We start from the raw sequence: 11,774 nt of genomic DNA on the forward strand, positions 1-11,774 counted from the left end.
TCGATGACGATCCTGTCCCTTGTTTTTAAAGTACTGCTGCGCGTGAGGCCAAGCATGGTGTATGACCGTATCAAACAACAGATGATGGACACCTTGCCCTTCGTGCGGCTGCTGGGGATCAGCATCGACGAGATCGGCGCCGGCACCTCGAAGGTGTCGATGCCGGACGATCCCAAACTGCATAATCACCTGGGCACGCAGCACGCGGGCGCCTTGTTCACCCTGGCCGAAACAGCGTCCGGCGCGGCCATGGCTGGCGGCTTCGCCGAGCTGATACTGGGCTTGCGCCCGGTGGCCAAGGAGTCGCGCATTCAGTACCAGAAGGTGGCCCGGGGCGCGACGCGCGCCGAAGGCCGGGTACCGGGCGACCTGGCTGCATTGAAGGCGCAGCTGGCACAGGATGGCAAGGTGGCGTTTCCCGTGGCAGTCGATATCTTCGACGCCGAAGGCACGCTGGCGGCACAGGTGACGGTGGACTGGTATTTGTCGCAGAAGCGATAGACCAGCATCCCGGACATTCGACAGAACACGAACCTCGTTCAACATCTTTGAAAGAATAAAATGAGCAAACAACTTCAAGACGCCTACATCGTCTCTGCAACCCGCACCCCGATCGGCAAGGCGCCGCGCGGCATGTTCAGAAACACCCGCCCGGACGACCTGCTGGTGCGCGTGCTGCAATCGGCCCTGGCGCAAGCGCCTGGCCTCGACCCGGCGCTGATCACCGACGCCATCATCGGCTGCTCGTTCCCGGAAGCGGAGCAGGGCTTCAATATTGCGCGTAACTCGGTGCTGCTGGCCGGCTTGCCGAAAACCGTGGGTGGCGTCACCGTCAACCGCTACTGCGCTTCGGGCATCACGGCCATCGCCATGGCGGCCGACCGCATCCGCGTGGGCGAAGCCGACGTGATGATCGCCGGCGGCATCGAATCGATGTCGATGGTGCCGATGATGGGCCATCACCCATCGATGAACCTGGACATGTTCAGCGATGAAAACATCGGCATGGCCTACGGCATGGGCCTGACGGCCGAGAAAGTGGCGCAGCAATGGAAAGTGTCGCGCGAACAGCAGGACGCCTTCTCGGTCGAATCGCACCGCCGCGCCATCGCCGCGCAGCAAGCCGGTTTCTTCAAGGCCGAAACGACGCCAGTCGAAATCATCACGCGTACGCCGAACCTGGCCACCGGCCAGGTGGACGTATCGCGCCGCACCGTCGACACGGACGAAGGCGCGCGCGCCGATTCGTCGATGGAGTCGCTGGGCAAACTGAAACCCGTGTTTGCCGCCAAGGGCACCGTCACGGCCGCCAACAGCTCGCAGATGTCCGACGGCGCCGGTGCGCTCTTGATCGTCAGCGAAAAAATCCTGCGCGAACATAACCTGACTCCGCTGGCGAAATTCTCCTCGTTCGCCGTGCGCGGCGTGCCGCCGGAAATCATGGGCATCGGTCCGAAATTCGCCATTCCTGCAGCGTGCGCCGCCGCCGGCATCACGCAAGACCAGCTGGACTGGATCGAGCTGAACGAAGCGTTTGCCGCGCAAGCCTTGGCCGTCATCGGCGACCTGGGCCTGGACCCATCGAAGGTCAACCCGATGGGCGGCGCGATCGCCCTGGGCCACCCGCTGGGCGCCACCGGCGCCATCCGCGCGGCCACCGTGATCCACGCACTGCAGCGGACCAAGCAGAAGTACGGCATGGTCACGATGTGCGTGGGCGCCGGCATGGGCGCCGCCGGAATTTTTGAGCGCGTATAAGTTTGGCGGGCTAAAGCAATAAAACAGGGCGCTGCGGGATTACCCCGGCGCCCTTTATCTTTTTGGAGACGACATGGATATTTTGTGCAGCAAGAGCGAGGGCATCCTCACCCTGGAATTCAACCGCCTGGAACGCAAGAATGCGATTACGGGCGCCATGTACCAGACCCTGGCCGATGCGCTGGTGGCGGCCGAGACGGATGATGAAGTACGCGCCATCCTGATCTGCGGCAAGCGCGAGATTTTCACGGCCGGTAACGACCTCGATGACTTCATGAAGACGGCGCGCCCGAAGGATGGCTCGCTCGACCATGACCGTCCCGTGTTCCAGTTCATGCGCGCGCTGTACGGCAGCAGCAAGCCCGTGGTGGCGGCAGTCTCCGGCCCGGCCATCGGCATCGGCACGACCTTGTTGATGCACTGCGACCTGGTGTATGCGGCCGACAACGCCAGCTTCTCGATGCCGTTTACGCAGCTGGGCCTGTGCCCGGAATTCGGCTCCAGCCTGCTGCTCACGCAGCTGGCCGGCTACCCGCGCGCGGCGGAAAAGCTGATGCTGGGCGAGTCCTTCCCGGCCAGCGAAGCGCTGGAAATGGGCCTGGTGTCGAAAGTCGTGCCCCTGTACGACCTGATGACGTACGCGCAAGGCCAGGCCGCCAAGCTGGTGGCCCTGCCAGCGGCCTCGATCCGCGCCACCAAGCGCCTGATGAAGCAAAGCCGCATGGAGCCGATGAAGGCGGCCATCGCCGACGAAAACAAACTGTTCAGCGCCATGCTGGGCGGCGCCGAAGCGAAGGAAGCGTTTACGGCCTTCTTTGAAAAGAGGAAGCCGGATTTCAAGAAGTTTGCCTAAGTTCCAGGAAGCAAACCCAAATGCGGCACTGCCGGGGTCGGACCCTCAGGGTCCGACCCCAGTAGTGCCTTTGTGGTTTGCCTGATCTAGACGACTGGTCTAATTGTGCTACAATCATCGCATGAAAGCTGAATACACCGACGTGCGCCAGCACATTATTGACCAGGGCAAGGCCATCATCACGCGCAAGGGCTTTGCCGGCGTGGGGTTGAACGAGATCTTGTCGGCCGCCGACGTGCCCAAGGGATCCTTCTACCATTACTTCAAGTCCAAGGAATTGTTTGGCGAGGCGATGCTGGAAGATTACGTGACCGGCTACCTGGCCGGGATGGAAGACGTGCTGGGCCAGCCGGGCCAGAGCGCGGCGCAGTCGTTGATGGCGTATTGGGCCAGCTGGACCAGCGAAAGCCTCGACGGCAGCGGTTGCGACTGCCGCTGCCTGGTGGTCAAGCTCAGCAGCGAAGTGGCGGACATGTCCGAACCGATGCGCGTGGCGCTGCTCGATGGCACCCACCGCATCATCGCCAGGCTGGCCCTGGCCATCGCGCGGGGCAGGGTGGACGATTCGCTGCCATCGGTGGCCGATCCGGCGCAAATGGCCGCCACCTTGTACCAGCTGTGGCTGGGCGCGGCCATGCTGACCAAGCTGCGGCGCGACGCCAGCGCCTTGCAAACGGCCTGGCGGGCGACCCTGGCGATGCTGCAGCTGCCGCCGCACAGCTACCGATAGACAGCCAGCAAGCGGACGCACCACGTCCGCGTTTTTTTGAGTGAGTCATAGACGACCAGTCTAATAATAAGGAGCGACAGCATGAAAAATTTTGAATTCCATAACCCGACCCGTATCGTCTTCGGTCTTGATACCGTCGCCAAATTGTCCACGCTGGTGCCGCACGATGCGCGCGTGCTGATCTTGTACGGCGGCGCCAGCGCGGAAAAGACGGGCACCCTGGCCGAAGTGCGCGCTGCGCTGGGCCAGCGCACGGTGCAGGAGTTTGGCGGCATCGAACCCAATCCCAGTTATGAGACCCTGATGCGCGCCGTGGCCCAGGTGCGCGGCGAGAAACTGGACTTCCTGCTGGCCGTCGGTGGCGGCTCCGTCATCGATGGCACCAAGTTCGTCGCCGCTGCCGCCCTGTACGACGGCGAGCCGTGGGAAATCGCCGAGCGCGGCGGCGCCAATGTGCGCCAAGCCCTGCCGTTTGGTACGGTGCTGACTTTGCCGGCCACGGGGTCGGAAATGAACAACGGCGGCGTGGTGACGAAAAAAGCCACGCATGACAAGCTGAGTTTTCGCAGTCCGTTGCTGTACCCGCAGTTTTCCGTGCTGGACCCCAGCAAAACGTTTACCTTGCCGACCACGCAGGTGGCCAATGGCCTGGTCGACGCCTTCGTGCACACGACGGAACAGTATCTGACCTATCCGGCGCAGGCGATGGTGCAGGACCGCTTTGCCGAAGGCTTGCTGCAGACCCTGGTCGAGATCGCCCCGCAGGCGGTCGCCGCGCCCGACGATTACGATACCCGCGCCAACCTGATGTGGACGGCCACTCTGGCCCTGAATGGCCTGATCGGCGCCGGTGTGCCGCAGGATTGGGCCACTCACATGATCGGCCACGAACTGACGGCCCTGTATGACATCGACCACGCGCGCACCCTGGCCCTGGTGCTGCCCGCACTGCTGGACGTGCAGCGCGAACAGAAACGCGGCAAATTGCTACAGTATGGCGAACGTGTCTGGAACATCACGCAGGGCAGCGACGACGAGCGCATCGACATGGCCATCGCCAGCACCCGCGCCTTCTTTGAAGGCCTGGGCATCCCGACCCGTTTGTCCGCTTACCAGCTGGGCCAGGAAGCGGTGGAAGCGGTACTGAAACAATTGGAAGCACACGGCATGACCTCGCTCGGCGAACACCGCGATATCGACCTCGCGCGCAGCCGCCGTATCCTCGAAGCAGCACTGTAACCCTGACATAAAAGGAAACAACATGAACATCCTGATGGTACTGACCTCGCACGACCAACTGGGCAACACCGGCAAGAAAACCGGCTTCTGGCTGGAAGAATTCGCCGCGCCCTACTATGCCTTGCAGGAAGCGGGCGCCAAGCTGACGGTGGTTTCGCCCAACGGCGGCCAGCCGCCGCTGGACCCGAAAAGCGACGAACCGGATTCGCAAACGGACGCCACGCGCCGCTTCAAGCAGGACGCCGATGCGCAAGCCGTGCTGGCCAACACGGGCAAGCTGGCCGACGTGAAGGCGGCCGACTTTGACGCCGTGTTTTACCCGGGCGGCCATGGTCCGCTGTGGGACCTGGCCGAAGACCCGCACTCGATCGCGCTGATCGAGCAGATGATCGCCGCCGGCAAACCCGTCGCCGCCGTTTGCCACGCGCCGGGCGTGCTGCGCCACGTGAAGGCGCAGGATGGCACGCCGCTGGTGCGCGGCAAGCAGGTGACGGGCTTTACGAATACGGAGGAAGACGCCGTCGGCTTGACCGCCATCGTGCCTTTCCTGGTCGAGGACATGCTCAAGCAAAACGGCGGCGTGTATTCCAAGCTGGGCGACTGGCAGCCGTACGCCGTCACCGATGGCTTGCTGGTCACGGGCCAGAATCCCGCATCGTCGGAAGCGGCCGCGCAGGCGCTGCTCAAGCTGCTGGCCTGATGCTCGGCTAGTGACCGGCGGTCATGCCCGCCAGGATCAGGCCGACCGAGGCGTGCCATTGCGTCTCGCTGGCCGGCCTGCCCGCCAGCGCATAGCCGTGTAAAAAATCGACGAGCGCATCGCGCCCGCGCAGCCGGTTTTTTTCAGGCAGATCGAGACCGTCGACGGCCTGCTCGAACAGTGCCGTGAACCGCTCGGCCACGTCGGCTTGCGCCACCAGCCCGCGCGCCATCAGGCGCACGAAATACGGTGTGGCGCTGACCAGTTCCAGGTACAGCGCGCACAGCGCGAGCACACGCCGTGGCGCTGCCTGGCGCCGCGTAAACGGCGGCTGAAGCGGATCGAGCGCGGCAAAACGCTGCGCCATCAAGGCCAGCAATAATTCCTCTTTTCCCGCGTAGTAGTGATACACGGCCATGGCGTCGACGCCCAGGCTTAGCGCCAGCGCGCGCATGGAAAACGCTTCGCCTTGTTCTTCCAGCAGGGCCAGGGCAGCGTGCAGGATGCTGGCGTTGTCCAGCGCGGGCGCGGCGCGGCGCGGACGACCCGCACGGCGCACGGGATTTCCAATAGCTTGAAGTTTTGGCGGTTTCATGGGCATAATTCTACACCGTAGAATTAATTGGGGAGTACTTCATGCAAAAACCTTTCGTCAGCGTTTTTCTTGGCATCAGCATCGATGGCTGCATCGCGGGAGAAAACGGCGACCTGTCCTGGCTGGCCGAACTGGCGCCCGACTCGCCCGACGTCACCGGCTATACGGCCTTGATGGAGCAAGTCGATACCCTGCTGATTGGCCGCACCACGTATGACGCCGTGCTGGGGTTCGATCCTTGGCCGTATGCGGGCAAGCGCGTGGTGGTACTCAGCCACCGCGACTTCGCGCCACGGCATGGCGAACAGCGCCGCGAAGGCGGCGTGCGCGAAGTGCTGGCAGGTCTGGCAGAGGAGGGCTGCCGCCACGTGTATCTCGATGGCGGCGCCGTCATCCGCGCTGGTTTACGCGAAGGCGTCATCGACAGCCTGACCTTGTCCGTGCTGCCCGTGGTGCTGGGCAAGGGAGTGCGCCTGTTCGAGGATGGCTTGCCGCGCAGCGACTGGCGCCTGGAAGACACGCGCCCGCTACCCAGCGGCGTGGTGCAGCTGCGCTATCGGAAACCTTCAACCGCGCTGGCGATGTCGACGATGAAGCCGGAATCGTAGCGTTCGTTTTCCGGCGTGCCGTCTGGCCGCTTGTAGCCGCAGGGGTTGCACACGACGCGGCACTCGCCTATCTGGTAGTCGAGCGAAGCATGCATGTGGCCATGCACCCACAGGTCCGCCTGCGCCACCAGTTCATCCAGCTGCGAGGCGAACGCGGGCGAGCCCAGGTTGGCTGCGTATTGCTCTTCCACCGACAGCATCGATGGCGCCATGTGCGTGATGACGACGGTCTTGCCGGCGAACGGTTGCGCCAGTTGCTCGGCTAGCCAGGTCTTGTGCCGCGCGTGCAGCTGCGCCGTGTCGCTGGCGCACAGCAGGCGCGGCGCGTCGCCGCCCGTGCTGATGCGCTTGTAGTCGGGCATGTAGGCTTGCGCCGCGTTCAAGGCTTCCTCGTACCTGTCGGCGCCGAACAGCAGGAAATCCGTCCACAGCGTGATGCCGAGGAAGCGCACGCCGTTCAAGACCACGGCGTCGCCGTCGAGCAGGCCGATGTTGGCGCCCTGCGCATTGGCGCTGGTGCAGGCATCGCGCACGGCGTCCTGCATGTGTTCAAGCTGGTGCCCATAGCCCTCGTGATTGCCGTGCACATACAGCACGGGCAGGGCGCCGAAGGTGCGCGCGGCCCAGGCGATGGCATGGTTGCCCGTGGCGATGTCGCCGGCCAGGATCACCACGTCGGGGCGGCTGGTAGCCAGGTCGATGGCGGGTGTGTCGTCACCCCAGACTTCCAGGTGCAGGTCGGACAGGATCAGCAAACGCATGGCAGTGGGCGCGGCAAGGCGCGCGGCAGTGGATGGGCCTCTATCGTAGCGCAATTGGCGGGATGGACGGCAAGCGCGCCCCACTGCTTGACCGCGCCAGGGTGGCGACGTTACCCTATGGCATCGATTACCACACACTCACTCCTGGAGCCGCATGCCGCCTTTCTTCCTTCCCAAGACCTTGCTGAGCATCGCGCTGGCCGCCATGGCGCTGCCGTCGACGGCACATGCCGCCACGCCCGCCATCGATCCCCTGACGCAGCCGATCGCCTCGCCGTATGCGGCGCAGTGGAACCGTCCGCAGCAACCGGCGCGCATCCATGGCGATACGTATTACGTGGGCGTGGGCGGCTTGAGCGTGGTGCTGATCGACACGCGCGCAGGCCTGATCCTGATCGATGGCGCGTTGCCGCAATCGGTGGCCGCCATCAAGGAACATATTCTCGAGCTGGGCTTTCGCCTGCAAGACATCAAATTCATCCTGAATACGGAAGCGCATTTCGACCATTCGGGCGGCATCGCCGCGCTGGCCCGCGACAGCGGTGCGCAAGTGGTCGCCAGTCCGCTGGGAGCTGAGGCGCTGCGCGCGGGAGCGGTGCTCGCTGCGGACCCGCAAGCGGGCGAAATCGATCCCATGCCGGCGGTGGAAAACGTGCGCGAGATCGCCGATGGCGAAACCCTGCAGCTGGGCGACGTGAGCGTGACGGCGCGCTACACGCCCGGCCATACGCCGGGCAGCACCAGCTGGACCTGGGTCTCGTGCGAGGATGCGCAGCGTCAGGACTGCCTGAACGTGGTGTTCGGCGCCAGCCTCACGCCGGTGGCGGCCGACGATTTTCACTACCTGGGCGATGAACGCCATGCGGACCTGACGCCGGCCTTCCGCCGCGTCATGCAGGACTTTGCCAAACTGCCGTGCGACATCCTGATCTCGGCCCACCCCGACCACTCCGGCGGCGACCGCAAGCTGACGCAATTGCTGGAAGGCGTCACGCCGAATCCCTTCATCGATGCGCAGGCGTGCAGCGACTACGCGGCCAAAAATGAAGCCAAGCTCGATGCCCGCATCGCCAAGGAAAAGGTGGCTGAGACAAATTAACAACGTTGGCGCATTCGCCATGAAAAGCGGTTGACGCACTGCAGCATAAGGTGCAGAATCAGCATCCGCAGTTCAGATTAACCAGACAAAAGAAAGGAAACCCCATGTTCGAGCAGGCTGGCAGCAAGTTGACCTACCACTAGCCCCGCGCATGACGCTCGGGGCCATCGGCACATTGCCGATCCCGAGCCGGTGTCCTTCAAACCCCGGTGAGGAAACTCGCCGGGGTTTTTTGTTTTGGACGACCCCGGCATAACGACAATACCAAGGAATACCGTTATGCCCATTCATCAGACCCTGCGCGGCGCCCATGTGCCCGTGCATATTTTTACCGACGATATCGATGCGCAGGCATTGCGCCAGTTGCACAATATCGCCAGCCTGCCCATCGTCCATCCGCATGTGGCGGCAATGCCCGACGTGCATGCCGGCATCGGCGCCACCGTCGGAAGCGTGATTCCCACGCGCGGCGCCATCATCCCCGCAGCCGTTGGCGTCGACATCGGCTGCGGCATGAACGCCGTGCGCACGACCCTGACGGCCAGCGACCTGCCCGACAACCTGGCGCGCCTGCGCAGCGCCATCGAAGCGGAAGTGCCCGTCGGTTTTGAGCAGCACGAATGGAGCCGGGTGCAAGGTTCGCGCCAGGCACGCGCCGTGCGGCCCCTCGGCGACCGCCTGGCGCACATCGTCGAACGTCACCGCGGCATCGCCAAGATGCTGCGCCAGTTCGAGCGTACGTGGATCTGCCAGGCGGGCACCCTGGGCGGCGGCAACCACTTCATTGAAATCTGCCTCGACGAGGAGCAGCGCGTGTGGATCATGCTGCATTCTGGCTCGCGCGGCATCGGCAACGTGATCGGCCGTTACTTTATCGCCGCCGCGCAGAAGGATATGCGGCGCCACCAACTGCAACTGCCGGACGCGGACCTGGCGTATGTCAGCGAAGGCTCCACGGTCTTCGACGACTACGTGGAAGCGGTGGACTGGGCGCAGGATTATGCGCTGCTCAACCGCAGCGAAATGATGCGCCGCGTGCTCGACGTGCTGGCGAAGTTTGCGCCGCCGTTCCGGCTCGACGGGGAGGCCATCAACTGCCACCACAACTACATTGCGCGCGAAACGCATGGCAATGAGGATTTGTATGTGACGCGCAAGGGCGCCATTTCGGCGCGGCAGGGAGAACTGGGCATCATCCCCGGCAGCATGGGAGCGCGCAGCTTCATCGTGCGTGGCAAGGGCAAGCCGGAATCGTTCTGTTCCTGCTCGCACGGGGCGGGACGCAGCATGAGCCGCAGCGAGGCGAAGCGCCGCTTCAACCGATTCGACCTGGCCGAGCAGACGGCCGGCATCGAGTGCCGCAAGGATGGCGGCGTGGTCGATGAAATTCCGGCCGCGTATAAAAATATCGACGCCGTCATGGCGCACCAGAGCGACCTGGTGGAAGTGGTGCATATTTTGCACCAGGTCGTCTGCATCAAGGGCTGAAAGGAGTGGCCATGAAGATCAAAGTGAAAATCCCGCCCAAGCCGCGCAACCCGCTGGTGGCGGCCGCCAGGCTGCGCGGCGGCGCCGGCGCGCATCAGTCGGAAGCGTCGCCGCGCGCGGCGCGCCGGGCCGGCAAGCACCGGCTGCAGCAACTGCTGGCGGGGCGTCTGAAGCCTGAGGATTAACGTGGTGATAGTTCGACGATGAAGTTCGGGTCAAAAGCGGGATTTTGCGGCGTGCCGCTGCGCGTCCTGTAGCCGCAGGGGTTGGCTACGACGCGGCACTGGCCGATGCGGTAATCGCGCGTGACGTGGAGGTGGCCATGCACCCACAGGTCCGCCTGCGCGGCCAGGTCGTCCAGGCGCGAAGCATAGGCGGGCGAACACGCTTCGCTGCCGTAGGCATCATCGACCGACAGCAGCGACGGCGCCATGTGGCTGATGACGACGGTGCGGCCCTCAAACGGCTGCGCCAGTTCGCGCGCCAGCCAGGCTTTTTGCTGCGCGTGGAACATGGCCGTGTCGGCCGCGCGCAGCTTGCGAAAGCCCATGTTGGCCAGGCGGATGCGCTTGTAGTCGTTCATGATGGCTTGCGCGTCGTGCATGGCCACTTGCCGCGTGTCGTCGCCCAGCAGGCGGAAATCCGTCCACAGGGTGGCGCCCAGGAAGCGCACCTGCTTGCCGGCCTGGTCGGTGATGACGTGGCTGTCGGCGTCGAGAAAATGCACGTTGTCCGTGGCGGCGCAGGCCGCGCGCAGCTCCTGGCGTACCTTGTCCAGATAGTGGCCATAGCCTTCGTGGTTGCCATGCACGTACAGCACCGGCAGGCCCGCAAACGTGCTGGCCGCCCAGGCGACGGCGCGGGTGCCCGTGTCGATGTCGCCGGCCAGGATCACGGCATCGGGACGGCTGAGCGCGAGGTCGCCTTGCGGCGCATCCTCGCGCCATAACTCATGGTGCAGGTCCGACAAAATCAATAAACGCATGCGGTATCCAGGCGATTGGCGGGTACGCCATCGTACCTGAAAAGCCTCACTCTTCCTCCAGCGCGGCGAAGCTGTGCGCCAGGTAGTCGATCAGCGCGCGCACGGCCGGCAGCAGGCCGCGCCGCGACGGGAAGACGGCGTGGATGATTTCGCGCTGCGGCCGCCACTGCGCCATCAGCGGCAGCAGGCTGCCGTTGGCTACCTGTTCGACGATCATCATGGTCGGCAGCTGCACCACGCCCACGCCGGCCACGGCCGCGTCGCGCAGGGTCAGCATGTCGCCCGTGACGAAGCGCGGCGTATGCCGCAACTGGGCGCGCGCGCCGTCCGGACCGTGCAAATCCCACTGATAGTGCTGTTGCGGCATGCCCAGGGCCAGGCTGGGCCAGTCGGCCAGGTCAGCCGGCGCAGTTGGCCTGGCGGCGTCGCCGAACAGCAGCGGGCTGCCCACCATGCACTGGCTGCGCTCGGCCAGCACGCGCAGCACCAGGTCACTGTCGGGCAGCGGCGGCGGACGCACGCGGATGGCCACGTCGATGCCTTCGGCCACCAGGTCAACGCGGCGGTTGCTCGCTTCAAGCAGCAGGGTCACTTGCGGATGCTCGCGCATGAAGCCGGCCAGCATGGGCGCGACCAGGGAGTGCAGCAGGGCGATGGGGCAGGACAGGCGCACCGTGCCGCGCGGCGCCGCCCGCGTCAGCTCGATCGCTTCCTGTGCCGCTTCCGCTTCCACCAGCATGGCCTTGCAATGCTCGTAAAACGTCTGGCCCACGTCGGTGACGGAGAAATGCCGCGTCGTGCGCTGCAGCAGGCGCACGCCCAGGCGCTCTTCCAGCAGCGCGATGCGCCGGCTGAGTTTGGACTTCGGCATGCCCAGCGCGCGCCCGGCCGGGGCGAAGCCGCCATGGTCGACCACCTGCACAAAGTAATACAAGTCATTCAGATCCTGCATGCCGCC

Annotated in this window: 14 protein-coding genes; 10 read left to right on the forward strand and 4 right to left on the reverse strand. The window is 64.6% G+C overall.

The window, feature by feature from the left end; translation table 11 throughout:
- The first annotated feature begins 3 nt into the window (after positions 1–3).
- The 6 genes from ACP7EG_RS10315 (at position 4) to ACP7EG_RS10340 (ending at position 5,280) form a co-directional block, all read left to right on the forward strand.
- Positions 4–501, forward strand: coding sequence for a PaaI family thioesterase (locus ACP7EG_RS10315; RefSeq protein WP_426087511.1), 498 nt, complete (start codon positions 4–6; stop codon positions 499–501).
- A gap of 60 nt (positions 502–561) precedes the next feature.
- A complete protein-coding gene (locus ACP7EG_RS10320; RefSeq protein WP_100875372.1) occupies positions 562–1,758 on the forward strand; it encodes an acetyl-CoA C-acyltransferase in 1,197 nt (398 codons plus the stop codon).
- Between the two features lie 73 nt (positions 1,759–1,831).
- The gene (locus ACP7EG_RS10325) at positions 1,832–2,611 is read left to right on the forward strand and encodes an enoyl-CoA hydratase (RefSeq protein WP_099760866.1); all 780 of its coding nucleotides are present in this window, start codon (positions 1,832–1,834) and stop codon (positions 2,609–2,611) included.
- Positions 2,612–2,732: 121 nt separating this feature from the next.
- Positions 2,733–3,341: a TetR/AcrR family transcriptional regulator gene (locus ACP7EG_RS10330; protein WP_426087512.1), complete on the forward strand. Its 609-nt coding sequence runs from the start codon at positions 2,733–2,735 to the stop codon at positions 3,339–3,341.
- A gap of 81 nt (positions 3,342–3,422) precedes the next feature.
- A complete protein-coding gene (locus tag ACP7EG_RS10335; RefSeq protein WP_426087513.1) occupies positions 3,423–4,580 on the forward strand; it encodes an iron-containing alcohol dehydrogenase in 1,158 nt (385 codons plus the stop codon).
- 22 nt (positions 4,581–4,602) lie between these two features.
- Entirely contained in the window at positions 4,603–5,280 is a 678-nt protein-coding gene (locus tag ACP7EG_RS10340) for a type 1 glutamine amidotransferase domain-containing protein (RefSeq protein ID WP_426087514.1), read from the forward strand.
- A gap of 7 nt (positions 5,281–5,287) precedes the next feature.
- On the opposite strand, the gene ACP7EG_RS10345 is transcribed toward ACP7EG_RS10340, so the two are convergent.
- A complete protein-coding gene (locus tag ACP7EG_RS10345; protein ID WP_426087515.1) occupies positions 5,288–5,839 on the reverse strand; it encodes a TetR/AcrR family transcriptional regulator in 552 nt (183 codons plus the stop codon).
- A gap of 77 nt (positions 5,840–5,916) precedes the next feature.
- On the opposite strand from ACP7EG_RS10345, the gene ACP7EG_RS10350 reads away from it, so the two are divergent.
- A complete protein-coding gene (locus ACP7EG_RS10350) occupies positions 5,917–6,483 on the forward strand; it encodes a dihydrofolate reductase family protein (protein ID WP_426087516.1) in 567 nt (188 codons plus the stop codon).
- On the opposite strand, the gene ACP7EG_RS10355 is transcribed toward ACP7EG_RS10350, so the two are convergent.
- The gene (locus ACP7EG_RS10355; protein ID WP_426087517.1) at positions 6,429–7,244 is read right to left on the reverse strand and encodes a metallophosphoesterase family protein; all 816 of its coding nucleotides are present in this window, start codon (positions 7,242–7,244) and stop codon (positions 6,429–6,431) included. The two genes, ACP7EG_RS10350 and ACP7EG_RS10355, sit on opposite strands and share 55 nt — an antisense overlap.
- A gap of 154 nt (positions 7,245–7,398) precedes the next feature.
- Between ACP7EG_RS10355 and bla the strand changes: the two genes are divergently transcribed.
- From bla to ACP7EG_RS10370, 3 genes are all read left to right on the forward strand, one after another.
- On the forward strand, positions 7,399–8,343 hold the full coding sequence (bla, locus tag ACP7EG_RS10360) for a subclass B3 metallo-beta-lactamase (protein ID WP_426087518.1): 945 nt from the start codon (positions 7,399–7,401) through the stop codon (positions 8,341–8,343).
- A 279-nt stretch (positions 8,344–8,622) separates the two neighbouring features.
- Positions 8,623–9,831 (forward strand): RtcB family protein, encoded by a 1,209-nt coding sequence (locus ACP7EG_RS10365; RefSeq protein WP_426087519.1) that lies wholly within the window; start codon positions 8,623–8,625, stop codon positions 9,829–9,831.
- 11 nt (positions 9,832–9,842) lie between these two features.
- Entirely contained in the window at positions 9,843–10,016 is a 174-nt protein-coding gene (locus tag ACP7EG_RS10370) for a hypothetical protein (protein WP_230506567.1), read from the forward strand.
- Here ACP7EG_RS10370 and ACP7EG_RS10375 read toward each other — a convergent pair.
- Positions 10,013–10,816, reverse strand: coding sequence for a metallophosphoesterase family protein (locus tag ACP7EG_RS10375; protein WP_426087520.1), 804 nt, complete (start codon positions 10,814–10,816; stop codon positions 10,013–10,015). The genes ACP7EG_RS10370 and ACP7EG_RS10375 overlap by 4 nt on opposite strands.
- Positions 10,817–10,862: 46 nt before the next feature.
- Positions 10,863–11,768: a LysR family transcriptional regulator gene (locus ACP7EG_RS10380; RefSeq protein WP_426087521.1), complete on the reverse strand. Its 906-nt coding sequence runs from the start codon at positions 11,766–11,768 to the stop codon at positions 10,863–10,865.
- Positions 11,769–11,774: the final 6 nt, after the last annotated feature.

It is taken from the genome of Janthinobacterium sp. PSPC1-1, assembly GCF_049897625.1.
In the GTDB taxonomy this organism is placed as follows: domain Bacteria; phylum Pseudomonadota; class Gammaproteobacteria; order Burkholderiales; family Burkholderiaceae_D; genus Janthinobacterium; species Janthinobacterium tructae.